This window comes from Streptomyces sp. NPDC053541, from assembly GCF_044544705.1.
Taxonomy (GTDB): Bacteria; Actinomycetota; Actinomycetes; order Streptomycetales; family Streptomycetaceae; genus Streptomyces.
Genome location: NZ_JBITXM010000005.1, coordinates 1 through 25,425 on the forward strand (window position 1 = coordinate 1; position 25,425 = coordinate 25,425).

Annotated in this window: 22 protein-coding genes; 13 read left to right on the plus strand and 9 right to left on the minus strand. The window is 75.8% G+C overall.

The genetic code is table 11. From position 1 onward, the window contains the following. The coding region (locus tag ACIGW2_RS13795; RefSeq protein ID WP_399843560.1) for a BTAD domain-containing putative transcriptional regulator at window positions 1–1,289 on the minus strand (1,289 nt) is incomplete at its 3' end. Between the two features lie 80 nt (window positions 1,290–1,369). Here ACIGW2_RS13795 and ACIGW2_RS13800 point away from each other — a divergent pair. Both ACIGW2_RS13800 and ACIGW2_RS13805 read left to right on the plus strand, forming a co-directional pair. Then, entirely contained in the window at window positions 1,370–3,478 is a 2,109-nt protein-coding gene (locus ACIGW2_RS13800; protein ID WP_391656982.1) for a SpoIIE family protein phosphatase, read from the plus strand. A 31-nt stretch (window positions 3,479–3,509) separates the two neighbouring features. Then, entirely contained in the window at window positions 3,510–4,535 is a 1,026-nt protein-coding gene (locus ACIGW2_RS13805) for a PHP domain-containing protein (protein ID WP_391656983.1), read from the plus strand. 74 nt (window positions 4,536–4,609) lie between these two features. On the opposite strand, the gene ACIGW2_RS13810 is transcribed toward ACIGW2_RS13805, so the two are convergent. Beyond that, window positions 4,610–6,001, minus strand: a complete 1,392-nt coding sequence (locus ACIGW2_RS13810; RefSeq protein WP_391656984.1) for an NADP-dependent succinic semialdehyde dehydrogenase — start codon at window positions 5,999–6,001, stop codon at window positions 4,610–4,612. A 171-nt stretch (window positions 6,002–6,172) separates the two neighbouring features. After that, the gene (locus ACIGW2_RS13815; RefSeq protein ID WP_391656985.1) at window positions 6,173–6,850 is read right to left on the minus strand and encodes a ThuA domain-containing protein; all 678 of its coding nucleotides are present in this window, start codon (window positions 6,848–6,850) and stop codon (window positions 6,173–6,175) included. A gap of 185 nt (window positions 6,851–7,035) precedes the next feature. Between ACIGW2_RS13815 and ACIGW2_RS13820 the strand changes: the two genes are divergently transcribed. Next, complete coding sequence (locus ACIGW2_RS13820) at window positions 7,036–7,887, plus strand: DUF3626 domain-containing protein (protein ID WP_399843565.1); 852 nt, start codon at window positions 7,036–7,038, stop codon at window positions 7,885–7,887. A 559-nt stretch (window positions 7,888–8,446) separates the two neighbouring features. On the opposite strand, the gene ACIGW2_RS13825 is transcribed toward ACIGW2_RS13820, so the two are convergent. Together ACIGW2_RS13825 and ACIGW2_RS13830 are read right to left on the minus strand one after the other, a co-directional pair. After that, window positions 8,447–8,749, minus strand: coding sequence for a hypothetical protein (locus tag ACIGW2_RS13825; RefSeq protein ID WP_391656991.1), 303 nt, complete (start codon window positions 8,747–8,749; stop codon window positions 8,447–8,449). 32 nt (window positions 8,750–8,781) lie between these two features. Further along, window positions 8,782–9,363 carry an RNA polymerase sigma factor gene (locus tag ACIGW2_RS13830; protein WP_399843568.1) on the minus strand — a complete coding sequence of 194 codons (582 nt, stop codon included), beginning with the start codon at window positions 9,361–9,363 and terminating at the stop codon, window positions 8,782–8,784. Between the two features lie 403 nt (window positions 9,364–9,766). Here ACIGW2_RS13830 and ACIGW2_RS13835 point away from each other — a divergent pair, with 403 nt between their 5' ends. Further along, the gene (locus ACIGW2_RS13835; protein WP_391656988.1) at window positions 9,767–10,573 is read left to right on the plus strand and encodes a class II aldolase/adducin family protein; all 807 of its coding nucleotides are present in this window, start codon (window positions 9,767–9,769) and stop codon (window positions 10,571–10,573) included. Between the two features lie 37 nt (window positions 10,574–10,610). Here the strand turns inward: ACIGW2_RS13835 and ACIGW2_RS13840 are convergent, their stop codons facing one another. Then, window positions 10,611–11,243: a TetR/AcrR family transcriptional regulator gene (locus ACIGW2_RS13840; RefSeq protein WP_391656989.1), complete on the minus strand. Its 633-nt coding sequence runs from the start codon at window positions 11,241–11,243 to the stop codon at window positions 10,611–10,613. A gap of 159 nt (window positions 11,244–11,402) precedes the next feature. Here ACIGW2_RS13840 and ACIGW2_RS13845 point away from each other — a divergent pair, with 159 nt between their 5' ends. From ACIGW2_RS13845 to ACIGW2_RS13855, 3 genes are read left to right on the plus strand one after another with little or no spacing between them, the layout of a single operon-like run. Next, window positions 11,403–13,931 carry an FHA domain-containing protein gene (locus tag ACIGW2_RS13845; RefSeq protein ID WP_399843572.1) on the plus strand — a complete coding sequence of 843 codons (2,529 nt, stop codon included), beginning with the start codon at window positions 11,403–11,405 and terminating at the stop codon, window positions 13,929–13,931. A 19-nt stretch (window positions 13,932–13,950) separates the two neighbouring features. Next, the gene (locus ACIGW2_RS13850; protein WP_399843574.1) at window positions 13,951–14,670 is read left to right on the plus strand and encodes a hypothetical protein; all 720 of its coding nucleotides are present in this window, start codon (window positions 13,951–13,953) and stop codon (window positions 14,668–14,670) included. Beyond that, entirely contained in the window at window positions 14,670–15,740 is a 1,071-nt protein-coding gene (locus ACIGW2_RS13855) for a serine/threonine-protein kinase (protein WP_391655115.1), read from the plus strand. The genes ACIGW2_RS13850 and ACIGW2_RS13855 overlap by 1 nt, the downstream gene beginning before the upstream one ends. 1 nt (window position 15,741) lies before the next feature. Here the strand turns inward: ACIGW2_RS13855 and ACIGW2_RS13860 are convergent, their stop codons facing one another. Continuing rightward, window positions 15,742–17,100 (minus strand): streptophobe family protein, encoded by a 1,359-nt coding sequence (locus tag ACIGW2_RS13860; protein ID WP_391655114.1) that lies wholly within the window; start codon window positions 17,098–17,100, stop codon window positions 15,742–15,744. A 93-nt stretch (window positions 17,101–17,193) separates the two neighbouring features. Here ACIGW2_RS13860 and ACIGW2_RS13865 point away from each other — a divergent pair, with 93 nt between their 5' ends. From ACIGW2_RS13865 to ACIGW2_RS13875, 3 genes are all read left to right on the plus strand, one after another. Beyond that, a complete protein-coding gene (locus ACIGW2_RS13865; protein ID WP_399843578.1) occupies window positions 17,194–18,630 on the plus strand; it encodes a DUF6777 domain-containing protein in 1,437 nt (478 codons plus the stop codon). A 267-nt stretch (window positions 18,631–18,897) separates the two neighbouring features. Next, the gene (locus tag ACIGW2_RS13870) at window positions 18,898–20,388 is read left to right on the plus strand and encodes a PLP-dependent aminotransferase family protein (protein ID WP_399843580.1); all 1,491 of its coding nucleotides are present in this window, start codon (window positions 18,898–18,900) and stop codon (window positions 20,386–20,388) included. A 76-nt stretch (window positions 20,389–20,464) separates the two neighbouring features. Continuing rightward, window positions 20,465–20,968 (plus strand): FBP domain-containing protein, encoded by a 504-nt coding sequence (locus ACIGW2_RS13875; protein WP_391655111.1) that lies wholly within the window; start codon window positions 20,465–20,467, stop codon window positions 20,966–20,968. Window positions 20,969–21,054: 86 nt separating this feature from the next. Here the strand turns inward: ACIGW2_RS13875 and ACIGW2_RS13880 are convergent, their stop codons facing one another. Next, on the minus strand, window positions 21,055–22,239 hold the full coding sequence (locus tag ACIGW2_RS13880) for an acyl-CoA dehydrogenase family protein (RefSeq protein WP_361582269.1): 1,185 nt from the start codon (window positions 22,237–22,239) through the stop codon (window positions 21,055–21,057). A 148-nt stretch (window positions 22,240–22,387) separates the two neighbouring features. Between ACIGW2_RS13880 and ACIGW2_RS13885 the strand changes: the two genes are divergently transcribed. The 3 genes from ACIGW2_RS13885 to ACIGW2_RS13895 all read left to right on the plus strand — a co-directional run bounded on the left by ACIGW2_RS13885 (window position 22,388) and on the right by ACIGW2_RS13895 (window position 24,998). Beyond that, complete coding sequence (locus ACIGW2_RS13885; protein WP_399843584.1) at window positions 22,388–23,605, plus strand: CaiB/BaiF CoA transferase family protein; 1,218 nt, start codon at window positions 22,388–22,390, stop codon at window positions 23,603–23,605. After that, complete coding sequence (locus ACIGW2_RS13890; RefSeq protein ID WP_399843587.1) at window positions 23,602–24,270, plus strand: GntR family transcriptional regulator; 669 nt, start codon at window positions 23,602–23,604, stop codon at window positions 24,268–24,270. Before ACIGW2_RS13885 ends, ACIGW2_RS13890 begins: the two co-directional genes overlap by 4 nt. 119 nt (window positions 24,271–24,389) lie before the next feature. Then, window positions 24,390–24,998 carry a CBS domain-containing protein gene (locus tag ACIGW2_RS13895; RefSeq protein WP_356074884.1) on the plus strand — a complete coding sequence of 203 codons (609 nt, stop codon included), beginning with the start codon at window positions 24,390–24,392 and terminating at the stop codon, window positions 24,996–24,998. Window positions 24,999–25,089: 91 nt separating this feature from the next. Here ACIGW2_RS13895 and ACIGW2_RS13900 read toward each other — a convergent pair whose 3' ends face one another. Continuing rightward, window positions 25,090–25,389: a DUF1876 domain-containing protein gene (locus ACIGW2_RS13900; RefSeq protein ID WP_361582278.1), complete on the minus strand. Its 300-nt coding sequence runs from the start codon at window positions 25,387–25,389 to the stop codon at window positions 25,090–25,092. Window positions 25,390–25,425 lie beyond the last annotated feature (36 nt).

The following is a 25,425-nucleotide window of genomic DNA, read 5'->3' on the forward strand; positions in this document are numbered from 1 at the left end:
GGCCCCTCCGGCAACGGACCCACCGGCCGCACCACCTCCCCCGGCACCCCCAACGGCTCCCGACTCGTCGCCAGCACCGTCACCCCGGGACAGCGCGCCAGGAGTTCGGCGGTCAGTTTCGCCGCCGCGCCGACCACGTGCTCGCAGTTGTCGAGGACGAGCAGGAGCCGGCGGCGGGCGCAGTGGTCGACGAGGGCGGCGAGCGGGTCGCGGCCGGCCGGGTCGGGCAGGGTCGAGCCGCTCCAGAGCTGGGTCTCGCGGGCTTCGAGAGCGGTGAGGACGGCGGTGGGGACGCCGGACTCCTCGCGGACGGCGGCGAGTTCGGCGAGCCGTACCTGGGGCTCGGCGGTGGCCTCGGCGGCGGCCAGGGCCAGCCGGGTCTTGCCGACCCCGCCGGGGCCGGTGAGGGTGACGAGCCGGTGGGCGGCCAACTCGTCCCCGAGGGCGCGTAGTTCCTCATCGCGCCCGAGGAAGGAGGTCAGCGGGGCGGGCAGCGGGCGGCGCGCCCCGGGCACGGCCGGTTCCTCGCTCCCCTCCAGCAACTCCCGGTACAGCGAGGCGAGTTCCGGGCCGGGTTCGGCACCGAGCCGGTCGGCGAGGGCGCGGCGGACCGTCTCGTAGGCGGCGAGCGCCTCGGCCGGGCGGCCGGCGGCGCGCAGGGCGCGCAGGTGGAGGGCGTGCAGGGGCTCGTCGAGGGGGTGCTCGGCGGTGAGCGCGGAAAGCGGGCCGAGCGCGTCCCGGGCGCGCCCGAGGGCGACATCGGCCGCGAGCCGGTCGCGCCGGGCGCGGTCGCGGCGCGCCTCGGCCCGTACGGCGAGCGGGTCGGTGGCGTGTCCGGGCAGGTCGGCGAGGGCGGGTCCGTGCCAGAGTCCGAGGGCGAGGTCGAGCAGCCGCGCGGCGGGCTCGGGGCGGGCGGCGTCCAGTTCCCGTACGGCCTGGTCGGCGAGCCGTTCGAAGCGGAAGAGGTCGATGTCGTCGGGGGCGGCGGCCAGCCGGTAGCCGCCGGGGGCGGAGGCGACGGCGTCCCGGCCGAGGGCCCGGCGCAGCCGTCCGACCAGGGCGACGAGGGCCGGGATCCGGTCCTCGTCGCCCTCGTCGGCCCACACCTGGTCGATCAGGGCGTCGGGGGCGACGGTGCGGCCGCCGGCCGCGGCGAGCGCGGTGAACAGGGCCCGGAGTCGGGCGCCGCTGAGTCCGGCCTCGGTGCCGTCGGCGCGGAGGGCCCGGGCGGGTCCGAGGACGCGGTAGGGGACCTGGGGGGACGGGGCGGGCTCGTGGGGCGACTGCACCGGCCCATTCTGCCGAATCGGCCCGCGTGGCGGCGTCCGCGCCATGGCGTGGGTGGGGTGCCGGTTCGACAATGGGTGGGATGACCGATGAGGAGCGGAGTCCGCGCGGCGGCGAGATCGGGCCGACCGAGCGGCTCGCGATGAACCGCACCGGCAGTTTCGACTGGGATCTCGACACCGGAACCATCGATGTCGACGACGCGGGGCTGCTGGTCTTCGGCGTGGAGCCGGACGCGTTCGACGGGCGGCCGGCGACGCTGGTGCGCGACCTGGAGGCCGGGGAGCGGACCCGTCTGGAGCAGGTGATCCGGGACGCGATCACCGGCGGCAGCTCCTCGTACACGGCGCACGTCCGCCTGGAGCGGGCGGACGGTACACCCCAATGGACGCATGTGCAGGCACGGATCCTGCGCCGGGCCGGGGGGATGGCGCACCGGATCGTGGGGATCGTGCGGGACGCGACGGCCGAGGTCACGCACTCGGCCTTCGTGCTCGACCTGGAGCGGCGCCGCGAGGCGCAGACGACGATCGTGGAGCGCACGACGCACGCGCTGTCGCGGGCGGTGACCGTGGACGACGTGACGGCGGCGCTGACCGGTCCTGGCGGCCTCGCGCGGCTCGGCGCGGAGGGCTTGGCGCTGGGTCTGGTGGAGCACGACGCGCTCAATCTGATCGCGCTGACCGGGGAGTCCCTGGAGGTCTTCGAGGACTTCCGCAGCCGCCGGCTCGACCGGGGGCTGCCGCTCGCGGAGACGGTGCTGAGCGGCCGGCCGCGCTTCGTGCCCTCGTTCCCGAGCCTGGCGCAGGACTTCCCGGAGCTGGCGCCGTACGTGAGCCGGCTGCCGTTCCGCTCGGCCTGCTATCTGCCGCTCGTGGCGCAGGCCCGGTCGCTGGGCGGGATGGCGCTGTTCTACCGGCGGCGCAGCACCTTCCACGCCGACGAGCGCAATCTGCTGCTCGGGCTCGCGGCGATCGTGGCGCAGTCGCTGCAGCGGGCGATCCTCTTCGACGAGGAACGCGAGCTGGCGACCGGGCTGCAGGCCACGATGCTGCCGCGGCGGATCCCGGAGATCACCGGCGGAGAGATCGCGGTCCGCTACCACGCGGCCTGGAGCGGCCGGCAGGTCGGCGGCGACTGGTACGACGTGATCCCGCTGCCGCGCGGGCGGGTCGGGGTGGTGGTGGGCGACGTGCAGGGGCACGACACGCACGCCGCCGCGATCATGGGACAGCTGCGGATCGCGCTGCGGGCGTACGCGGGCGAGGGCCACTCCCCGTCGACGGTGCTGGCCCGGGCCTCCCGCTTCCTCGCGGAGCTGGACACCAACCGCTTCGCGACCTGCACCTACGCACAGGTGGACCTGGCCGGCGGCACCGTGCGCGGGGTGCGGGCCGGGCACCTGGGTCCGCTGATCCGGCACACCGACGGGCGGGTGGGGCGGCCCAAGCTGCGCGGCGGGCTGCCGCTGGGCCTGGCGACGGTCTTCGGCGACGAGGAGTTCCCGGAGACCCGGCTGGACCTGGTGCCGGGCGAGACGCTGGTGCTGTGCACGGACGGACTGGTCGAGCAGCCGGGCACGGACATCGAGGCGGGCCTCGCGGCGCTCGCCGAGGCGGTGGGCAGCGGCCCCCCGCAGGCGGAGGCGCTGGCCGACCACCTGTCGGAACGCCTGTGGGAGCGCTGGGGTTCGGGCGACGACGTGGCGCTGCTCGTGCTGCGGCGCAGCCCCGACCCGGGCACGCCGAAGGCGCCGCGCATCCACCAGTACATCCACCAGGCCGACCCGCAGGGCCTGTCGGACGCGCGGGCGGCGGTGGGGCAGGCCCTGGTCGACTGGGGCATGCCGGAACTAGCCGACGACGCCGAGCTGTTGACGGGCGAGCTGCTCGTGAACGTGCTGCTGCACACGGAGGGCGGCGCGGTGCTGACCCTGGAGGTGCTGCCGGAGCCGGTGCGGCGGGTGCGCCTGTCGGTGCAGGACCGGTCCAGCGCCTGGCCGCGCCGCCGCACGCCGGGCGAGGCGGCGACCTCGGGACGCGGGCTGCTCCTGATGGACGCGATCGCCTCGCGGTGGGGCGTGGAGCCGCGCGGCGAGGGCAAGGCGGTGTGGTGCGAGATCGGCGCCGGCGCGGCGAACGGCGACGGCCGGGGGAACGGTACGGCGAACGGAGCCCCGGGCCTGCGCTAGCGGGCCCGGGAGCCTGGAGGGCGGTGCGGCGATGGACCCGGTGGCGGCGCTGGAACGGATCGCGTTCCTCCTCGAACGCTCGCAGGCCCCGAGTTATCGGGTACGGGCCTTCCGCACCGCGTCCGCCGCGGTCACCGCGCTCGGCCCGGAGGCGACCGCGGAGCGCGCCGCCGCCGGGACCCTGGAGTCCGTGAAGGGCATCGGGCCGAAGACGGCCGCCGTGGTGCGCGAGGCGCTGGCCGGCCGGGTGCCGGAGTACCTGGAGCGCCTGGAGCGGGAGATCCCGGTGCCCGAGGCGCGGGGCGGCGAGGCGCGGGGCGGCGAGGCGCTGCGGGCGGCCCTGCGCGGCGACTGCCACGTCCACTCGGACTGGTCGGACGGCGGCAGCACCATCGAGGACATGGGCCGGACGGCGGCGGCCATCGGCCACGCGTGGACGGTCCTGACGGACCACTCCCCCAGCCTCAAGGTCGCCCGCGGCCTCTCCCCGGACCGGCTGCGCGAGCAACTCGACGTGGTGGCCCGGCTGAACGAGCGGTGGGCGCCCTTCCGGCTGCTCACCGGCATCGAGTGCGACATCCTGGAGGACGGCTCGCTCGACCAGGAGCCCGAACTCCTCGACCGGCTCGACCTGGTGGTCGGCTCGGTCCACTCCAAGCTCCGGATGGACGCGCGGTCGATGACCCGCCGGATGGAGAAGGCGGTCCGCAACCCCCTGATGGACGTCCTCGGCCACTGCACCGGCCGACTGGTCAGCGGCGGCCGGCTGCGTCCCGAGTCGGAGTTCGACGCGGACCGCGTCTTCGCCGCCTGCGCGGAGTCCGGCACGGCCGTCGAGATCAACAGCCGCCCCGAACGCCAGGACCCGCCCCGCCGCCTGCTGCGCCGGGCGGTGGCGGCGGGCGTCCACTTCGCCATCGACACGGACGCCCACGCGCCGGGCCAGCTGGAGTGGCAGATCTTCGGCTGCGCACGGGCGGAGGAATGCGGGGTGCCGGCCGAGCGGGTGATCAACACCTGGGACGCGGAGACGCTGTTGGCCTGGACCCGGGAGTGAGACGGGGAGGCTGCGGCGCCGGGGGGGTCGGGGGCCGGGTCCGGCTCAGTCCGTGCCGGTGGCGGCGAGGAGGGTCAGGCGCGCTGCCAGACCGTGGTGACGTTGCAGAACTCGCGGATGCCGTGGCCGGAGAGCTCCCGGCCGTAACCCGAGCGCTTGACGCCGCCGAAGGGGAGCGCCGGGTGGGAGGCGGTCATGCCGTTCACGAAGACGCCGCCCGCCTCCAGGTCGCGCACGAAGAAGTCGACGTCCTCGTCGCGGCGGGTCCAGACGTTCGAACTCAGGCCGAAGGGCGAGTCGTTGGCCACCGTGACGGCCTCCTCGATGTCGCCGACCGGGTAGAGGGTGGCGACCGGGCCGAAGGTCTCCTCGCGGTGGACGCGCATCTCGGGCGTGATGCCGGTGAGGACGGTGGGACGGTAGAACCAGCCGCGGGGCAGCTCGGGCGGACGGCCGCCGCCGCACAGCACGGTGGCTCCCTTGTCGACGGCGTCGTCGACGAGCGCTTCGAGGTCGGCGCGGCCCTGTTCGGTGGCGAGCGGGCCGACGTCGGTGTCGTCGTCGAGGGGGTCGCCGACGGTGAGGGCGTTCATGGCGGCGGTGAAGCGCTCGGCGAAGTCGTCGTAGACGGCCTCGTGGACGATGAACCGCTTGGCGGCGATGCAGGACTGCCCGTTGTTCTGCACGCGCGCGGTGACGGCGGTCTTCACGGCCCGGGGCAGGTCGGCGGAGGGCATGACGATGTACGGGTCGCTGCCGCCGAGCTCCAGGACGGTCTTCTTCACCTCGTCGCCGGCGATGGCGGCCACGGAGCGGCCGGCGGGCTCGCTGCCGGTGAGGGTCGCGGCGGCGATCCGGGGGTCGCGCAGGATGCCCTCGACTGCCCCGGAGCCGATCAGGAGGGTCTGGAAGCAGCCGTCGGGGAAGCCGGCCCGGCGGAACAGGTTGCCGAGGTAGAGCGCGGTCTGCGGCACGTTGGAGGCGTGCTTGAGCAGCCCGGTGTTGCCGGCCATCAGCGCGGGCGCGGCGAAGCGGACGACCTGCCAGAGCGGGAAGTTCCACGGCATGACGGCGAGCACGGGGCCGAGCGGCCGGTAGTGCACCCGGGCGCGGTCGGCGCCGGAGTCGCGGACGTCGTGCTCGTCGGGGTGCTCGTCGGCGAGCAGCGCCTCGGCGTGATCGGCGTACCAGCGCATGGCCTTGGCGCACTTGGCGGCCTCGGCGCGGGCCGCGACGATCGGCTTGCCCATCTCGGTGGTCATGGTGCGGGCGATGTCCTCGGCGTCCTCGTCGAGGAGGGACGCGGCGGCCCGCATCAGCCGGGCGCGCTCGGCGAAGGGGGTGGTGCGGTACTGGCGGTACGCCTCGTGGGCGGCGTCGATGCGGCGCTCGACCTCGTCGGGCCCGTGGGCCTCGTAGGTCCGCAGCGTCTCGCCGGTCGCCGGGTTCACGGTGGCGATGGCCATGTCGTCTCCTCCTGAGCTGGAGCCCCCGCGCGCAATCCTCCCCACCCGTCACGCTTGCGCGACCGGGCGCGGCCCGCAAATCGGGGCGGGACGGCGGGGTGACGGCCCGCCCGGACCGGACCCCCGTCCCGCGGCCCCGGACCGGGGCGCCCGCGCCGCTCCCGCCGCTGGTCAGCGGCGCGCCACCCAGCGCAGGGCGCCGTCGAGGTGGGCCCGGAAGACCGGGTCCGCGTAGGCCTCGGTGGCGTGGCCGAGCGCGGTGAAGAGGATCCGGCCGTGCTCGGGCGTCGCCTCGCGGCACCACACCAGCGGATGGTCGGCGCCGAGGGTGCCGCCCTCGTAGCTGCTCTCGTCGGCGCCGGCGAGGACGTGGACGCCGGCCGCGCGCGGGTGGCCGCTGTACTCGTACCACTCGTCGGTACGGTGCCAGCGGGCCGGCAGCGGGGCGGTCGCCGGGTGGTCGGGGTCCTCGACCAGGACGGTGCCGGGCTGGAGCGGCGGGTGGCCGGCGAAGCGGGTGCCGAGGAGTTCGCCGAAGAACGGCCAGTCGGGCTCGGCGTTGGCGGCGGCGTGCACGAGGAGGAGGCCGCCCCCGCCGCGTACGTACGCCTCGAAGGCGGCCCGGCCCCGGTCGGTGAGGACGGTGCCGGTGGTGGAGAGCAGCACGACGGCGGCGCAGCGGGCGAGCCGGCCGGGGGTGAAGGCGGCGGGGTCCTCGGTGGTCTCGGGGTCGAGGCCGGCGGCGGTGGCGAGTTCGGCGAGCGCGGCGGCGCCGGCCGGGATCGAGTCGTGGCGGTAGCCCGCGGTGCGGGTGTAGACGAGGACGTCCGTGACGGTGCTGCGGGGCACGTGGGCCCTCCCCTGGGGCGAGTGGCGGTACGACGGCGGGCGGGAGTGGTGCGGCCGGCCCGGTCCGGCCGGGTCCGGACGGCGCGGCCGCGCGGCACCGGCCTGGAAAGCGCTTGCCGCGCGGGGGGACCGTAGTCGGCGAAAAGCGCGCGACGCAAGGCCGGGTTCCCCGGCAGACTGCGGCGATGGATCTCCTGCCCCGGCCGCGCCGCGCCCTCGCCCATGTGTCCGCCCTGACCACCGGCCCCGCCGTCGCGCCCCCGCCGCGCGTGACGCTCAACTTCCACCCCACCTTCCTCGACCGGCTGGCCGAGGACGGCGTGTACCGCTCGCAGTTCGTCACCGGGACCAGCAACGGCGGGCTCACCGCGCATCCGGGCGGCGACCGGTGGCGCTGGGAGAGCCGGATCTTCGGCGGCGCGTACGACGACGCCCCGGCACACGAGCGCCCGGTGTACGGCGCGCTCGACCACCGGCGGCGCCCGTACGGCGCGGCGCCGCGCTTCGGGTCGGCCCATCTGCGCCTGCGGCCCGCCACCCTGGCCCGCACCACCTTCTGCTATCCGGACAGCGTCCTGGAACCGACCGACTTCGGCGTGGCCGAGCGCACGGCCGCCCTGATCGCGCTCGCCCTCGCCGACGACCAGGACGCGCTCGACGACTACGTCGAGGCCCAGGTCCACGGCCCGGTCGAGCTCGCTCGGGACGTCGAGGCGCTGGTCCTCGACCCGTCCTTCCGGGGCACCGAGGTCGAGGCCGCGGCCCGCGCGCTGCCCTGCCCGCTGGAGTGGCACGGCGGCTTCCGCCTCACCGTCGAGGAGCTGCGACGCCACCCCGACTACCGCGGCCCCGAGTTCGTCGAACTGGGCGCCGCCCTCGCCGAGGACGGCCTCCTGGACGCCCGCATCGTCCAGTCGGCCGCCGAGTCGGGCCGCCACGACCGCCAGGCGGTCAAGCGCGTCTGGCACCTCCTGGCCCGCTTCGGGGCACCGCGGCCGGCGGCGGCCTTGGCGGCGCGGGCGGAGGAGACCGTCTGAGTCGCTTCTTTCGGATCGGGCCCGATCCGGGGGCACCTCCCGGGCCCGAAGGGCCACGGGGGAGAGCGGGGTTCGGTGCACGGGGTCCCGCCAGGCCCGTCGGGGCCGAGGGGTGGGGCCTCCCCGGGCCCGTCGGGGCCGAGGGCCGGGGCCCCCAGACCCGCCAGGGCCCAAGGTCGGGGCCCCCGGACCCGCCAGGACCCAGGGTTGGAACCTCCCCGGACCCGCCAGGACCCAAGGTCGGGGCCCCCGGACCCGCCAGGGCCCAGAGTTAGGGCTTCCCCAGGCCCGCCAGGGCCCAGGGGAAGGATCGCAAGGCGGAGGTGGGGGCACCTCCCCGGCCGCCGGGCCGAGGGGGCGGAAGCGATGCGGTGGGGGCACTTCCCCTGGGCTTCGCCGGGGGCACCTCCCAGGCGAAGCCCAGGGGGCCATCGGCGACCGACGACAACGTGGCGAGGCGCGGTGCCGGGGGCACTCCCCCAGGCTCCGCCGGGGGGCGCCCCCACCCAGGCGAGGCTCTGGGGAAGCCGCGAGCCCGGCAAGGTCCGGAGCAGGCCGTCTAGGCGGCCTCGCGTTCGGCCGGATCCGCCCGGGTCAGGGTGCAGACGCCGTCCACGCACGCGCGCCGCAGCCGGTCCCGGGAGAGCGTCTGCACCAGGCCGACCATCCAGCAGGTGGGGCAGCCGCGGAAGGCGACCAGGCTCAGCGGGGCCGCCAGGAGGACGAGCGGGCCCAGCGTGGGGACCAGGGCGATCGGTACGGCGATCAGGGCGAGCCCGAGGGCGCCGCGGGCCAGGTGGCGGGGGACGGAGCTGCTCGCGTAGCTCCGTTCCGCCGGCCTCGTCGGGGTCATCGGGTTCATCGGGTTCGCCGGCTTCGTCTGCGTGGGAGTGGTCACGGTCGTCGTCCTCCTTCACGGGCCGCTTCACGGGGCGGGGCCAGGGAGGCCCGCAGCGTCGTACGGGCCCGGTGCAGCCGGGACTTCATCGCCGGGGTGCTCAGGCCGAGGGCCCGGGCGACGGTCCGGCCGGGCAGGCCCTGGAGGTCGCGCAGGATGAGGACCCGGCGCTGGTCCTCGGGCAGCGCGCCGATCGCGGCCGCGATCCGCTCCACCTCCAGGCCCTGGAGCGCCGCCTCCTCGGCGGACGGCTCGGCGTCCGTCTCCGGGCCGGGTTCGGGCAGTTCACCGCGCCCGGCCAGCTGCCGCACCTGCCGGAGGCACTCGTTCCGGACGATCCGGAACATCCAGGAGGCAAGGGCGCCGGTGGCCCGCAGGGTGCCGATCTTCCGGTAGAGGACGATCAGCGCCTCCTGGGCCGCGTCCTCGGCGTCCTGCGGCGAGGCGCACAGGGTGCGGGCGAAGTTCCGCACGTGCGGCTGCGACTGCCGGACGACCGTGGTCAGCGAGCCGACGTCCCCGTCCTGGGCCGCCCTGATCAGGCGCTCGTCGGGCCAGCGGTAGGCCGCTCGGTTCATCTCTTCCCCCTCGTGCTCCGGGCCGCCCTCACCGGCTCCCGTGCTTCCTGCGCCGGGTCAGGTGCCACGCGCACGCCCCCATGAGCAGTACGCCGATCACCACGATGCCCGCGATCATCATCCGCTTGTCTCCGTCCTTCGGCCCGGCCCGGGCGGCCGGTGCTGTGGACAAGAGACGGGCGGACCCGAAAAGGATTCACCCGGGGCGGGTCCGGTGTCCCGAGGGGTGAGTTCCCGGAGGGGGCGGCGAGGTCCCCGAAGGGGCAGCGCGTGCCCCAGCCGGGGGGGGTGCCCGAGCGGGCGGTGAGCGGAAGGGTCATTGCCGCGACGGACGCACCGCCGTATCTTCTCGCGCCCCAGCCCGGCATCCGGCACCCGCCGCCGTCCCCTCCGGAGGATCCGCATGAGCTCCCTGCCGCCCGCCCTCGCCGCCGCCGTCGGCCCCCTGCCGGAGGGCGTGACCCTGCCGCTGCCGCCCTCCTTCGACTCGGTCGAGGAGGAGCGCCGCTACCGCAAGGAGCAACTGGCCGCCGGTTTCCGGATCTTCGGCCGGTTCGGCTTCTCCGAGGGGGTCGCCGGGCACATCACGGTGCGCGACCCGGAGGACCCGGACACCTTCTGGGTCAACCCCTTCGGCATGAGCTTCGGCCAGATCAAGGCCTCGGACCTGATCCGGGTCGACCACGAGGGCCGGGTCATCGACGGGCGGCGGCCGGTGAACCGGGCCGCGTTCGTCATCCACTCCCAGGTGCACGCGGCCCGCCCGGACGCGATCGCCGCCGCGCACTCCCACTCGCTGCACGGCAAGGCCTTCTCCAGCCTGGGCGTCCCGCTGGCCCCGATCACCCAGGACGCCTGCGCCTTCTTCGAGGACCACGGGATCTACGAGGACTACCGGGGCGTGGTCAACGAGCTGGACGAGGGCGCGCGGGTGGCGAAGGCGCTCGGCGCGTACAAGGCGGTGATCCTCAAGAACCACGGGCTGCTCACCGTGGGGCGCTCGGTCGCCGAGGCGGTGTGGTGGTTCGTGACCATGGAGCGCTCCTGCCAGGCGCAGCTGCTGGCGATGGCGGCGGGCACGCCGCAGCTGATCGACCGGGAGACGGCTCTGCTCACCCGGGGGCAGGTGGGGACCTCGATCGCCGGCTGGTTCCAGGCCCGGCCGCTGTGGGACCAGATCACGGCCTCGGACCCGGACCTCTTCGACTGAGCCCTCGGGGCGGGGGCCCCGGGTGGCCGGGCGGTCCTCAGGCCCCGTCGTGCGCGGCGCCGGGCGTCCGGCGGGTGACGGAGGCGAGCAGCGGGGCCAGGAATTCCCGTTCGAGGGTGCCGGGCGGCAGGGCGTCCGGCTCGACGTAGCTCTGGGCCAGGCCGCCCTCGCGCAGGGCGACCACGAGCCGGGCGAACCGGTCGGTGTCCACGGTGAGTTCGCGGCCCGAGCGGCGGACGACGAGCTCGATGCCGCGGGCGATCTCGGCGCGCAGCCGGGCGTCGTGCGCGGCCAGCGCCCGGGCCGCCTGCCGGTCGCGGATGGCGTGCAGGGTGAACTCGGTGCTCACCAGGTACCAGTCGCGCTCGTCGGGCTCGACCCGCGAGGCGAGTGCGGCGAGCCGCTCCAGGGTGTAGTCCTCGGGCGCGAGGGCGTCGATCCGTTCGGCGAGGCGGCGCACGATCCGTTCGCCGTGCTCGTCGAAGAGGGCGAGGAAGAGCTCGTCCTTGCCGGCGAAGTTCGAGTAGTAGGCGCCTCGGGTGAAGCCGGCGCGCTCGCAGATCTGCTCGATGGAGGCCGCGTGGAAGCCGTGCTCGGCGAAGGTCTCCAGGGCCGCGCGCAACAGGGCGGCGCGGGTGTGCGGCCGGCGCCGGGTGACACCTCTCGGCACGGGTGGCTCCTCCTTCGCGGGTCGGCCGCCCACGATACCCGCGCCGCCCGGTCCCTCCCCCGGCCCCGGTCTCCCGGTGGACCGGTCCACCGGGCCCCGGGCGGCCGGGGGCCGTCCGCTCGCCCGGCAGGCGGCGGCCCCCGACGTTAAGATGCACGCATGGGACAGCGGCCCGTCGCGCCCGCCGCCCCCGAACTGGTCCTCGAGATCGACGGGGACGCGACCGTGATGAATCCGGGCCGCGTCTATCGCATCGGGCGCGACCCCACCAGTGACGTCGTCCTCGCCGACGCCCGGACGTCCTGGCACCACGCGGTGCTGAGGGCGGTGGGCGATCACTGGACGCTCGAGGACGAGGGCAGTACCAACGGCACCTTCGCCGACGACCGCCGGGTGGCGCTGAGCGCCGTCGGCCCGGGCACGGTCATCCGCTTCGGGCACCCCGCCGACGGCCCGCGCGCCCGGCTGCTCCCGGCCGCGCCCGCGGCCCCGGAGCCGGCCCCGGCACCCCCGCCGGTCCCGGAGGCGAGCCCGCCGTCCCCCGAGCCCCCGAAGGCCGCCCCGGCCCCGGCACCCCCGCCGGTGGCGGAGCCCCCGCCCCCGCCCGTACCGGCCGACGCGCACCGGGCCGCGGCCCCGGGCGCCGCCGCGTCTCCGCCGCACCCGTCCTCCGTCTCGTACCCCGCACTCACCGGCACCTTCCGGCAGCCGACGGCCGTGCGTCCGCTGCCCGCCCGCAGCCTCCGGATCGGCCGGGCCCCGGACAGCGACCTGGTGGTGGACGACCTGACGGTGTCCCGGCGGCACGCCGAGCTGCGGGCGGCGCCGGACGGCACGTACTGGATCCGGGACCTCGGCAGTCACAACGGCACCTTCCTCAACGGGCGTCCGGTGACCGAGGCCCGGGTGACCGCCGAGGACATCGTCGGCATCGGGCACTGCGCCTTCTGTCTGATCGGCGGGAACCTGGTCGAGTTCACCGACACCGGCGAGGTCTCGCTCGACGTGCAGCAGCTCGCGGTGACCGTGGACCACGGGCGCAAGACCCTGCTCGACGGCGTGTCGTTCCCGGTGGGGCAGAAGTGCCTGCTCGCCGTGGTCGGCCCGTCCGGGGCGGGCAAGTCCACCCTGCTGGGCGCGCTGACCGGCCAGCGGCCCGCCGACCGGGGCACGGTGCTCTACGACGGCCGCGACCTCTACCGGGACTACGCGGAGCTGCGCCAGCGCATCGGCCTCGTCCCGCAGGACGACATCCTGCACCTCCAGCTGACCGTCCGCCGCGCCCTCGGCTACGCCGCCGAACTGCGCTTCCCCGAGGACACCGCGCCCGCCGAGCGGCGCGCCCGGGTCGACGAGGTGATCCGCGAACTGGGCCTGGAGGAGCGGGCCGGGCAGCCGATCCACAGCCTGTCCGGCGGCCAGCGCAAGCGGGTGAGCGTGGCGCTCGAACTGCTCACCAAGCCCTCCCTGCTGTTCCTGGACGAGCCGACCTCCGGGCTCGACCCGGGCATGGACCGCTCGGTGATGCACATGCTGCGCGGGCTCGCGGACGACGGGCGCACGGTCGTGGTCGTCACCCACAGCGTGCTCAGCCTGGACGTGTGCGACCGGCTCCTGGTGCTCGCCCCGGGCGGCCGGGTCGCCTACTACGGCCCGCCCGCCGAGACCCTGGACTTCTTCGGCTTCGCGGAGTGGCCCGAGGCCTTCGAGGCCTTCGAGAACGACCGCGAGCGCGACTGGGCGGGCCGCTTCCGGGCCTCCCGCTTCCACCGGCAGTACATCGAGGACCCCTCGGTCCGGCCGCCCGCGCCGGGGGCCGCCGCCGGCGGGGCGCACCGGGGGCCGGAGGCGGCCCCGGAGCCGCCGCCGAAGGCGCAGAGCTGGGGCGCCCAGCTCCGTACCCTCGTCCGGCGGTACGCGGCGGCGCTCTCCGCCGACCGCACCTTCCTGGCCATCATGGTGGCGCTGCCCTTCGTCATGGGCGCGATGGCGCGGGCCCTGTCCGAGGGCAGCCTCAACCCCGAGTCGACGCTGAACGTGCTGCTCATCCTGTGTGTCGGCGGCGTCCTGACGGGCGCGGCGAACGCGGTGCGCGAGCTGGTGAAGGAGCGCACCATCTACCGCCGGGAGAGAGCCGTCGGCCTGTCGCGCTCCGCGTACCTGATGTCCAAGGTGGTCGTCCTGGGCACGATCACCGTCGTGCAGGCGGTGGTGCTGACCCTGGTGGCGCTGATCGGGGTACCGCTGAACGTGCCGGGCGGCGACGGGGTGCTGATGCCGCCGCTGGTCGAGATCACGCTGGCCGTGGCGCTGCTCGCGTTCACGGCGATGATGCTCGGCCTGTTCGTCTCCGCCCTGGTGCGCAAGGAGGAGGTGACGATGCCGCTGCTCGTCCTCCTCGCCATCGTCCAGGTGGTGTTCTGCGGCGCGCTCCTGAACGTGCGCGGCACGCCGGTCCTGGAGCAGCTGGCGTGGCTGGTGCCCTCGCGGTGGGCGTTCGCGGCGATGGGCGCGACGATCGACATCGGGCGGACGGTGCCGGGCGAGAAGACGGCGGATCCGCTGATGGACCACACCGCGGGCGCCTGGCTGTTCGACATGGGCATGCTGGTGGTGCTGTGCGTCGTCCTCGGTGTCGTGGTGTCCCGGCTGCTGCGCCGGCACGAGCCGGTCGTGATGCGCCGGTAGCGAGCGGAGGTAGGGATCCGTGGTGGCTGTGGACGGGATGCCGGAGTACGGCGGCGGGTCGGCGGCCGCCCCGGACGGCTGGGAGGGCGTGCCGGACTTCCGGCCCACGCACGTGGTGCCGGGCGACGGGCTGCCGGCCTGGGAGGCGCCGGACCCGGCGGTGCCGACGCAGTCCCTGGACGCCTTCCTGCCGGTGCGGCTGACGGCGCGGGTCGGCGACTGGGGGCAGGTGCTGTGCTCCAACGGCTGGTCGGCGTGGGTGGACGCGCGGCTGCTGGTCGCCGTCCCGGGCGATCCCCCGGCGGCGGGCCGCCCTCCGGCCCGTACCGCCGATCCCCGGCCGCTGATGGCCCGGGCCGAGGACGCCCTGGGGCGCTACCGGCGGGCGGCGGAGGAGCTGGCGGCGGGCCGGGCGGACGGGGAGACCTTCCGGACCCGGACGCGGGGGCTGCGGGTGGGGATGGTCGTGGACGGCGAGTCGCTCTGGCTGTACGACGCGGAGCACGAGCGCTGGGTGTTCTGCGACGGCACGGGGCTGAGCACGTACGCCGCCTCGTCGGCGCCGTCGGCGGCGGCCGCGGCCGCACCGGGCGCCGCGGGGCCGGTCGCCGGGCACGAGCCGACCCAGGTGGTGCCGTCCCTGCGCCGGGACCCGCCGGAGGGACCCGGGGCGGCCCCCGAGGCCACGCGCGTGGTCACGCCGCCGCCGGCCGCGGCGGACGGGCCGGGTGAGGGCTGATGGCGCGGGAGCCGCACGACACCGCGCCCGGCACCCGGGCGCGTCCCGTGACGAGTCCCGGGCTGCCGGCGGCCGGCCGGGACTCGGGGCTGCTCGGCCGGCGGGTCGCGGGCTATCTGGTGGAGGAGGAGATCGGCCGCGGCGGGATGGCGGTGGTCTACCGGGCCTTCGACGTGCGCCTGGAGCGCACGGTGGCGCTGAAGCTGCTGGCCCCGGAGCTGGCCCGCAACGACACTTTCCGCAAGCGCTTCGCGCACGAGTCGCGGGTCGCCGCGGCGATCGACCACCCGCACATCGTGCCGGTGTTCGAGGCGGGCGAGACGGAGGGCGTGCTGTACATCGCGATGCGCTACGTCCCCGGCCAGGACCTGCGGGCCCTGCTGGACCGGGAGGGCCCGCTGGAGCCGGTGGCGGCGGGCCGGATCGCGGCGCAGGTGGCCTCCGCCCTGGACGCGGCGCACGCGCACGACCTGGTGCACCGGGACGTGAAGCCGGGCAACGTCCTGGTGGCGGAGGGCACGGACCGGGACCATCCGGAGCACGTCTATCTGACCGACTTCGGTCTGACGAAGAAGTCCCTGTCGCTGACCGGGTTCACGACGGTCGGGCAGTTCGTGGGCACGCTGGACTACGTGGCCCCGGAGCAGATCTCGGGCAAGCCGGTCGACGGGCGCTGCGACGTCTACAGCCTGGGCTGTGTGGTCTTCGAGACGCTGACCGGCGTGCCGCCCTTCCGCCGCGACGACGACATGGCCCTGCTCTGGGCGCACCAGTACGACCCTCCGCCGCCGCTCTCGGAGGAGCGCGAGGGCCTCCCGGAGGCCGCCGACGAGATCTTCGCCCGCGCCCTCGCGAAGACCCCGGAGGAACGCTACGGCACCTGTCTGGAGTTCGTCACGGAACTGCGCGCGGCCCTGGAGCACGGGGAGCGCACCCGCCGCCCGTACCGCGGCGGCGGCGAGGAGCAGCCGGTGAGCCCGCCGCCGGAGCCGCCGGCGTGGGCGCGGCCGGTGTTCCGGACGCTGGGGGGCCGGGGTCTGTTCGACCCGGATCCGCCGGACAGGCCCTGAGTCAGGCGGTCTCCTCCGCGCGGGCCGTGTCCGCCGGCACCTCGCCGCGGCGGCGGACGCGGGTGGTGAGGAAGCCGGCGAGCGTGCCGGTGACGGCGCCCCAGAGGGCGGCGAGGGCGACCGTGGCCCAGATGTGGGGGCGCAGGACGACCTCGGCGCCGAGGGCCGTGAGGTCGCCGATGCCGAGGACGGAGAGGCCGAAGCGGGCCTCGACGAGGGTGAGCGGGAGGACGGCCAGGAAGCCGAGGCCGAGCGCGACGCCGAAGTGGAGGCCGTGCCGCCAGGGCGTGACGTGGGCCGGGGAGCGGACGGCCATGACGAGGGCGGCGCCGAGGATCAGGACGGCGGCGGCGGGCAGGAGCCACCAGGCGCGTCCGTCGTAGGAGGCGAGGGTGCCGAGGTCGACGGTGGAGAGGTCCTTGCCGCCGTCGCCGCCGCGCAGTACGGAGTCGAGGATCCGCGGCATGGGCAGGCCGAAGGGCCCCTCGGCGCGGCCCTCCCAGGACCCGCCGACGCCGACGCCGAGGGCGAGCCAGGCGACGTTGGGCAGGCCGAGCAGGATGACGGCGAGGGTCTCGGCGGCGTGGCCCTTGGTGGCGGCGACGACCAGGCCGATGACGAGGGCGACGGCCACGTACGCGAGCAGCAGGAGCAGGACGGCGGAGGCGGCGGGCCGGACGGCCTGGTGGCGGCGCACGTACCGGGCGGGCAGCGGGGCGCCGCGGGAGACCAGGAGGGCGACGACGAGGACGCCGAGGATCCACAGCAGGCCGTAGCAGAGGGTGGGGCCGACGTCGGTGGTGAAGCCGACCTTCGGGTCGGCGGCGTCGAGGAGGTCCTTGAAGAGCTCGCCGAGGTCTCCGGTGTCCTCGGTGGTGCCGTCGCCGAGGCTGATCGGGAAGTCGTGCCGGGCGAGGGCGGACAGTCCGCCGAGCGCGGCCAGCCAGAGCAGCACGGTGGGGACGGCGAGGGCGAGCAGCGCGCGGGCGGGGGCGACGGCGTGGTGGCGCAGCGGGCGCAGGAACACGGCGCCGGTGACGAGGGCGCCCACCAGGGTGACGGAGAGCGGCATGGCGGTGAGTTCGGCCCGGGTGCCGGCGAGGGCGCCGGCGTCGCCGGAGAGCGAGATCTGCCCACCGGTGGCCATGACGACGACGGCGGCGAGGACGGCGACGAACGCGGAGGCGCCGCCGGGGAGGTCGGCCGCGCCGGCGGCCCACAGTCCGAGGGCGGCGGTGACGCCCATCGCGAGGACGCCGGCGACGACGGCGGCGAGGGCCCACAGGACGCCGCGGGCCGCCCGCCCGGTGGCGTCGGGGGGCGCGGCCGGGCGGGGCGGAGTGGGGAGCGGGGTGCTCACGCTGCCCACGCTAATACCGGAGGGGTCCGTCCGCTTGCGGGCGGACCCGGTTCGGCGCACACAATGGGCGCGGAACGGAAGAAAGGGAAAAACGTGACTTCCCACCCGCCGTCCGACCGGCCCTCGGTCCCTCCCACCGGCCCGCCCTCGGGGCCCCTCTCGGGTCCTTCGACGCGCCCGGGCCAGACCCCTCCCCCGCCTCCGCCGCCCGCCCACGGCTCGCACGACGCCTCGCACGGCGGCACGGGCGGCGGGGGTGACGGCGGCGGCGGTTCCGGCGGCAGAGGGGGATCCGGCGGTACGGGCGGGGGCGCGCCCCACGGCGGGGGCGGGGGCGGTCCGTGGTACCGCTCCATCCCCAAGGTGGCCTCGCTGACGGCCGTCGTGGTGGCGGCCGTGGCGCTGATCGTCGTGCTCACCCAGCGGGACGGCGGCGACAAGTCGAACCAGGGCGGCGGTTCGGGCGGCGGCGAGGTGTTCCTGCAGAACACCTCGGCGAGCGGCCCCGACCCCTTCACCCGCTCCACGGCCCGCGCCGACAACGCCACCGTCTCGCCGCCCGCGCTGCCGAGCCCGAGCGGCGGGGACGCCAACGCCACGCGCAGCGTGCAGGGTTCGACGCCGGGCCTGTACGGGGGCACCCACCGCACGGCGGCCTGCGACGTCGAGCAGCAGATCCGCTTCCTCGCCGACGAGCCCGCCAAGAACGCGGCCTTCGCCTCGGTGGTCGGCGTGCCCGCGAACCAGGTCCCCGGTTTCCTCCGCTCCCTGACGTCCGTTCAGCTGCGGGTGGACACCCGGGTGACCAACCACGGCTTCACCGACGGCAGGGCCGCCCCCTTCCAGTCGGTGCTCCAGGCGGGCACCGCGGTCCTGGTGGACGACCACGGGGTGCCGCGGGTGCGCTGCGCGTGCGGCAATCCGCTGACCCCGCCGGTGGCGCAGAAGTCGCCGAAGCCGGTCGGCCAGGCCTGGCCCGGCTACCGCACGAGCAACGTCGTGTACGTGCGGCCCTCGGTGACCGTGATCAACGTCTTCGTGATCTACGACCCGGACACCGACAAGTGGATCGCCCGCCGTTCGGGCGACACGGGCAAGCACGACCACCACACCACGCCCCCGCCGCAGCCGACGCCGACCCCGTCGAAGTCCCCCTCGACCTCTCCGTCCGCCTCGCCCTCCTCCCCGGTGCCGTGCGTGACGGTGACCGGCACTCAGACGCCGGCGCCCAGTGGCGGCGTCACGCCCTCACCGTGCCCGTCGACGCTCACCCCGACCTCGCCGACGCCGTCCACGTCCAGCCCGTCGAGCCCGTCCACCCCGACGACGCCCCCGGACTCGACGCCGCCGGAGTCGACCCCGGCCACGGACCTGACCTCGTCCGGGCCGGCCACGGACGGGGCCACGACGGACGGCACCACGGACGGCACCTCCACGAGCGCGTCGGCGAGCACCCCGGCCGACCTCGCCCCGGGCACGTCCTCCTCGCCTCCGGCGCCGGGCGCGCCCGGCCGCGGGCCGCTGATCTGAGCGGCCCGTCCGCGGCCGCGCCGGGTCCACGGGCTCGGCGGGGTCCACCGGCTCCGCAGGGTCCGCAGGAGCCGGCGGCCCAGGTCCCGGCCCGGGGTCCAGGGCTCGGCGATCCGCTCCTCGGTCCGCCGCTGCCAGGTCCGCTCGTCGCGATCGGTGAACTCTCCGGACATGCGTCACGCTCCTTCCCGCACGGGCCATCAGGCCACTGAGGGGAGTCTGTAGCCTTATTGGCCCGAAGAGGACGGCCAATGGGGAGTGATTGGCATGGTCGATGGCCGAGTGGTCCGCACCGTGGGCAGGGTGGGCGCCGGGTCGGACCGCACCCTGAGCGGGCGGCAGCTGGCCGCCCTGCTCACCCCGCCCGCCGACGGGCGGTTCGGCTACCGCGAGCTGGCCCGGGCCGTGCGGCAGGCACTGCTCGACGGGCGGGTGGCGCTGCGGCTGCGGCTGCCCGCCGAGCGCGAACTCGCGGTGGCCCTCGGGGTGTCCCGGACCACCGTCACCGGCGCCTACGACCTGCTGCGGGAGAGCGGCTACGCGCACAGCCGGCAGGGCGCGGGCACCTGGACCGCGCTGCCCGAGGGGCAGCCGCCGGTCGGCCCCGTGGCGCCGCACGGCGACGCGGGCACGGTGATCGACCTCGCGCTCGCCGCGCCCGAGGCGCCCGCCGACGTCCTCTCGGACGCGCTGGCGCGGGCCGCCGCCGAGCTGCCGCGCTACGCGGCGAGCCAGGGCTACCACCCGTACGGGCTGCCGGAACTCCGGTCGGCGATCGCCGACCGCTACACCGCGCGCGGGCTTCCCACCCGGCCCGAGCAGATCCTCGTCACCACCGGCGCGCAGCAGGCGCTGGCGCTGGCCTTCGCCCTGCTCGGCGGGCCGGGCGACCGGGCGCTCGCCGAGAGCCCCTCGTACCCCAACGCCCTGGACGCGCTGCGCGGGCGGCGGATGCGGATCACCCCGGTGCCGGTCACCGAGTCGGGCTGGGACAGCGGGCTGATCGACGCGGCGCTGCGGCAGACCGCGCCCCGGCTCGCCTATCTGATCCCGGACTTCCACAACCCGACCGGGCGGCTGATGCCGGACGAGCAGCGGCGGGAGGTGGCGCGGGCGGCCCGGGCCACCGGCACCTGGCTGGTGGTGGACGAGACGCTGTCCGACATCGCGCTCGACGTGCCGGCGCCGCGCCCGTTCGCGGCCTCGGCGGGCCCGGGGGCCGGGGAGCAGATCATCACGGTGGGCTCGCTGAGCAAGAGCTGCTGGGGCGGGCTGCGGGTCGGCTGGGCGCGGGCCTCGGCGCGGGTGGTGACGGAGCTGGCGCGGGTGCGGATCACCCACGACCTGGCGGGCTCGGTGACGGACCAGCTGGTGGCGGTCGCACTGACGGACCGGATCGACCCGCTGCTCCCGGGGCGGGCGGCGGAGCTGCGGCGGCGCCGGGAGGCGCTGGTGGCGGCGCTCGCCCGGCACCTGCCGGAGTGGCACTGGACGCTGCCGCCGGGCGGTCTGTGCCTGTGGATCGACCTGGGGCGGCCGATGGCCTCGCAGCTGGCCGGGCGGGCCCTGCGGCACGGGGTGCGGGTGGAGGGCGGGGCGCGGTTCGGGGTGGACCCGGGCACCCACGAGCACCGGCTGCGCATCCCGTACGCGCTGCCGGCCGAGGTCTACGAGCCGGCGGCGGAGCGGCTCGCGGCGGCCCTGGCGGGAGCGCCGGCCCCGTTCGCGGACCCGGCGCTGCCGGACTGGGTGGCCTGAGGCGTGCGGGCGCACCGGTGACTCGCGCACCGATAATCGGATGCCCGGGGCAATGACCGTGTGTACGGTCGAGCGAGTGGAACCACTGACCGAGAAAGAGATCCGCGCGTCCTTCGTGAACTGCACGAAGGGTGACGCGGCCCGGATGAAGCTGCCGCTCGACTTCGCCGAGCTGCCCTGGCCCGACCTGGACTTCCTGGGCTGGGTCGACCCGGGCGCGCCGCTGCGCGCCCACCTCGTGGTGCCGGGGGACGGGGGTCCGGTCGGCGTCACGCTGCGGGTGCCGGCGGTCGGCCGCACCAGCGCGATGAAGTCCAGCATGTGCCAGATCTGCCTGACCTCGCACGCCTCCTCCGGGGTGACGCTGCTGGCCGCGCCGCTGGCCGGCCCGCGGGGCCGGGAGGGCAACACGGTGGGCACCTACATCTGCGCCGACCTGGCCTGCCCGCTGTACGTGCGGGGCAAGCTCCAGCCGAAGCTGCGCGGGCAGCGGCACGAGGAGTCGCTGAGCCTCGACGAGCAGGTGGCCCGCATGATGGGCAACCTGAACGCCTTCCTCGGCCGGATCACGGCCGGCTGACGAAGACGGCGACGACGACTGCCGACCGGTCGCCCCGCCGGCCCCGGGAAGCGCCCGTCCGGCGCTCCCCCGGGGCCGCCGTGCGCTCAGCGGAAGGCCTGCTCGCCGGTCAGCGCCTTGCCGATGACCAGCGCGTGCACCTCGCTGGTGCCCTCGTAGGTGAGCACCGACTCCAGGTTGTTGGCGTGCCGCAGCACCGGGTATTCCAGGGTGATGCCGTTGGCGCCGAGGATGGTGCGGCACTCGCGGGCGATGGCGATCGCCTCGCGCACGTTGTTGAGCTTGCCGACGCTGATCTGCTCGGGCACCAGCTGCCCGGCGTCCTTGAGCCGCCCGAGGTGGACGGCGAGCAGCATGCCCTTGCCGAGCTCCACGGCCATGTCGGCGAGCTTCTGCTGGGTGAGCTGGTACGAGGAGAGCGGGCGGGCGAAGACGGTGCGGTCGCCCGCGTAGGAGACCGCCGCCTCCAGGCAGTCGCGGGCGGCGCCGAGCGCGCCGAAGACGATGCCGAAGCGGGCCTCGTTGAGGCAGCCGAGCGGGCCGGACAGCCCGCGCGCCCCCGGCAGCATGGCGTCGGCGGGCAGCCGCACGTCCTCCATGACCAGTTCGCTCGTGACGCTGGCGCGCAGGGACAGCTTGCGCTTGATCTCGGGGGCGCTGAAGCCGGGGGTGTCGGTGGGCACGGCGAAACCGCGGACGCCGTCCTCGGTGCGGGCCCAGACCACGGCGACGTCGGCCACCGAGCCGTTGGTGATCCACATCTTGGTGCCGTTGAGCACCCAGTCGGACCCGTCGCGCTTGGCGTGGGTGCGCATCGCGCCGGGGTCGGAGCCGGCGTCGGGCTCGGTCAGGCCGAAGCAGCCGATGTACTCGCCGGCCGCCATGCCGGGCAGCCAGCGCTGCTTCTGCTCCTCGGAGCCGTACTTCCAGATCGCGTACATGGCGAGCGAGCCCTGCACGGAGACCAGGGAACGCAGTCCGGAGTCGACGGCCTCCAGCTCCATGCAGGCCAGGCCGTACGCCACGGAGTTGGTGCCCGCGCAGCCGTAGCCCTCCAGGTGCATGCCGAGGACGCCGAGGCCGCCGAGGGTGCGGGCGAGCTCGCGGGCGGGGATCGCGCCGGACTCGAACCACTCGGCGATCCGCGGGCGCAGCTCGCGGTCGGCGAGGGCCCGGACGGTGCTGCGGATCTCCCGCTCCTCGTCGGTGAGCAGTCCGTCGATCGCGAGCAGATCGAGCGGGTGGACGGGCGACTGGTGCGGCGACTTCACGGACGGCCTCCTGGCGGCGTGACGACTCGGCGAGGACAACTCGGCGAGCCGCAGCGTAGCGGCAGACCGGATATTGGATCCAGTATTGAATGTGCGATCTCCATTGGCTACGGTCCGCTGGATCCGACCACCAGTGAGGGAGAGCGGAATGCACGCGCAGCAGGCGGATCCGGCCCCGGCCGGCGCCCTGTCGGGGATCGTCCTCGCCGACTTCGGCCGGGTGCTCGCCGGGCCGTACATGACGATGCTCCTCGCCGACCTGGGCGCCGAGGTCGTCAAGATCGAGCGGCCGGGCACGGGTGACGACACGCGCGCGTGGGGCCCGCCGTTCGCGGACGACGGCCGGGCCACCTACTTCCTCGGGGTGAACCGCAACAAGCGCTCGGTGACGCTGGACCTCACCGATCCGGAAGGCCTGGCCGCCGCCCGCGCGATCGTGGACCGGGCCGACGTCCTGGTGGAGAACTTCCGGCCCGGCACCATGGACCGCCTCGGCCTCGGCCACGAGGAGGTCCGGAAGACCAATCCCGGCCTCGTCTACTGCTCGGTGACCGGCTTCGGCTCCGCCGGGGGCGCCGCGCTGCCCGGCTACGACCTGCTGGTGCAGGCGATGGGCGGGCTGATGAGCGTCACCGGCGAGCCCGGCGGCCCCGGCACGAAGGCGGGCGTCGCGCTGGTCGACGTCATCACCGGGCTGCACGCCGGCATGGGCGTGCTCGCCGCGCTGCGGCACCGGGAGCGCACCGGCGAGGGCCAGCGGATCGAGGTGTCGCTGCTGGGCTCGCTGCTCTCCGCCCTCACCAACCAGTCCGCCGCGCATCTGGCCGCCGGCGTCGTGCCGCGCGCCCTGGGCAACCGGCACCCGAGCATCACCCCGTACGAGGTGTTCGAGGCGAGCGACCGGCCGCTGGTCCTGGCCGTCGGCAACGACCGCCAGTTCCGCGCCCTGTGCGAGCGGATCGGCGCCCCCGCCCTCGCCGACGACCCGCGCTTCGCCACCAACACGGCCCGGGTCGCGCACCGGGAGGAGCTGGGCGCCGAGCTGTCCCGGCGGCTCGCCGAGCGCACCGCCGACGCCTGGTTCGAGGAGCTCACGGCGGCCGGGGTGCCGTGCGGGCCGATCAACGACCTGGGCGGGGCGTTCGCGCTCGCCGAGCGGCTCGGTCTGGCGCCGCGGGTGCCGGCGGACGCGGCCGGGCCGGGCCAGGTGGTCCACCCGGTCGCCTTCGGCGCCACGCCCGCGGTCTACCGCTCCGCTCCCCCGCGGCTCGGTGAGCACACCGCCGAGATACTGGCCCGGTACGCACCGCGTACGGGAGGGGCACAAGCGGCCGGATCACCGGCGGGAGAGGGGGCCGGACGATGAGCGACGGCACGGCGGAGCGGCGCAGGCCCCCGACCGCGCAGCAGTTCGTGCTCGCGGAACTGCGGCGCGCCATCACCACCGGCGAGCTGCGGCCCGGCGACCCGATCCGGCAGGACGCGCTCGCGGCGCGCCTCGACGTGAGCCGGGTGCCGCTGCGCGAGGCGCTCAAGGCCCTGGAGGCCGAGGGTCTGGTGGTGCACCACGTCCACCGGGGCTACTACGTCGCCGAGTTGTCCCTGGCGGACCTGGAGGAGATCTACCGGATCCGCCGGCTCCTGGAGACGGAGGCGGTGCGCACCGCGCTGGTCCGGGCCCCGGACGGGCTCGCGGACGCCCTGGAGCGGGTCCAGGAGGAGGTCGAGCGAGCCGCCCGGGCCGGGGACGTGGCCGTGATGGCCGAGGCGAACCGGCGCTTCCACTTCACGCTGATCGAGGCCTCCGGGATGCCCCGGCTGGTGCGCCTGATCACCACCCTGTGGGACGCCACCGATGCCTACCGCGCGCTGTACTACGCGGAGGACCCGCACCGCGAGCGGGCGGTCCACGAGCACCGGGCGGTCGTCTCGGCGGTCGCGGAGGGCGACGAGGAGGCGGCGGTGCGCTGGCTCGACGAGCACCGCGACCACGCGGTGTCGGCGCTGCGCCGGGTGCTGGACCCGGCCTGAGGCCGGTGCGCGGGGGTCCGTGCCGGTTCGGTCCGTGCGGCCCGGCGGGGCCCGCCGTCCGCCGTGCCGCGTCCGTGAGGGATCATGGACAAAGGAGTCGAGAAGGGACGGTCCGAACGATGAGGCACCGCAGTGTCGCCGACCTCATGACGCCGACCGCGGTCGCCGTGCAGCCGGGAACGCCGTTCAAGGAGATCGCCCGGCTGCTCGACGAGTACGGCATCACCGCCGTGCCGGTCGTCGACGCGGAGAACCGGCCGGTGGGCGTGGTCTCGGAGGCGGACCTGCTGCGGCGGCATACCGCGAAGGACGGCCCGAGCACCGCCGAGGCGATGATGACCAGCCCGGTGGTCACCGCCCGTCCCTCCTGGACCGCGGTCGAGGCGGCCCGGCACATGGAGCGGCACCGGGTGAAGCGGCTGCCGGTGGTGGACGCGGAGGGGCGCCTGATCGGCGTGCTCAGCCGCACCGACCTGCTCCAGCTCTTCCTGCGCCGCGACCGGGCGATCCAGGAGGAGATCGTCGAGGACGTGGTCACCCGCATCCTGCGCCTGTCCCCCGCCTCCCTGCACATCGACGTGTCCGAGGGCCGGGTGACCCTCACCGGCACCCTGCCCCGCCGGAGCCTGGCGCCGATCTTCGTGCGCCTGTGCGAGGACGTGGACGGGGTCGTGGAGGTCGTGGACCGGCTCGGTTACGAGGACGAGGCCGCGCCCGCCGGGGAGTGACCCCGCGCGGGAGCGGGCGCGCACGCCGCCGGCCCGCCGGTGCGCGCGGCACGGGCGGGCCGGGAGGGCGCGGTCCGCGGCCGGCGGCCGGTCACTCGACCGCCTCGGGCCAGCCGTATCCGGGTCCGGTGCGCCGGGGCACGGTGTCGGCGCCCGCGGCCTCCATCTCCCGGTTGGCCTCCCTCATCAGCTTCCCGGCCAGATCCTTCATGGCCCGGCTCGCGGCCAGGTCGTCGCCGATCACCGGCACGTCCACGTCCGCGGGGTTGCAGCGGGCGCTGCCGTGCCCGGTGAGGGTGGACGTGCCGGTGTCCAGGCGGGCCTCCGCCTTCGTCCTGCCGCCGTCCTCGACCAGGTCCAGGCCGACCTTCCACTCCAGGTGCCGTGTCATGGCCTGCCTCCTCGTGCGGCCGGCCGCGCGGCGGGG

Bases quoted from the DNA above. Each gene is read 5' to 3' on its own strand.
- ACIGW2_RS13800 (WP_391656982.1), top strand. From the start codon at position 1,370: ATGACCGATGAGGAGCGGAGTCCGCGCGGCGGCGAGATCGGGCCGACC.
- ACIGW2_RS13805 (WP_391656983.1), top strand. From the start codon at position 3,510: ATGGACCCGGTGGCGGCGCTGGAACGGATCGCGTTCCTCCTCGAACGC.
- ACIGW2_RS13810 (WP_391656984.1), bottom strand. From the start codon at position 6,001: ATGGCCATCGCCACCGTGAACCCGGCGACCGGCGAGACGCTGCGGACC.
- ACIGW2_RS13820 (WP_399843565.1), top strand. From the start codon at position 7,036: ATGGATCTCCTGCCCCGGCCGCGCCGCGCCCTCGCCCATGTGTCCGCC.
- ACIGW2_RS13825 (WP_391656991.1), bottom strand. From the start codon at position 8,749: ATGAACCCGATGACCCCGACGAGGCCGGCGGAACGGAGCTACGCGAGC.
- ACIGW2_RS13830 (WP_399843568.1), bottom strand. From the start codon at position 9,363: ATGAACCGAGCGGCCTACCGCTGGCCCGACGAGCGCCTGATCAGGGCG.
- ACIGW2_RS13835 (WP_391656988.1), top strand. From the start codon at position 9,767: ATGAGCTCCCTGCCGCCCGCCCTCGCCGCCGCCGTCGGCCCCCTGCCG.
- ACIGW2_RS13845 (WP_399843572.1), top strand. From the start codon at position 11,403: ATGGGACAGCGGCCCGTCGCGCCCGCCGCCCCCGAACTGGTCCTCGAG.
- ACIGW2_RS13855 (WP_391655115.1), top strand. From the start codon at position 14,670: ATGGCGCGGGAGCCGCACGACACCGCGCCCGGCACCCGGGCGCGTCCC.
- ACIGW2_RS13870 (WP_399843580.1), top strand. From the start codon at position 18,898: ATGGTCGATGGCCGAGTGGTCCGCACCGTGGGCAGGGTGGGCGCCGGG.
- ACIGW2_RS13885 (WP_399843584.1), top strand. From the start codon at position 22,388: ATGCACGCGCAGCAGGCGGATCCGGCCCCGGCCGGCGCCCTGTCGGGG.
- ACIGW2_RS13890 (WP_399843587.1), top strand. From the start codon at position 23,602: ATGAGCGACGGCACGGCGGAGCGGCGCAGGCCCCCGACCGCGCAGCAG.
- ACIGW2_RS13895 (WP_356074884.1), top strand. From the start codon at position 24,390: ATGAGGCACCGCAGTGTCGCCGACCTCATGACGCCGACCGCGGTCGCC.
- ACIGW2_RS13900 (WP_361582278.1), bottom strand. From the start codon at position 25,389: ATGACACGGCACCTGGAGTGGAAGGTCGGCCTGGACCTGGTCGAGGAC.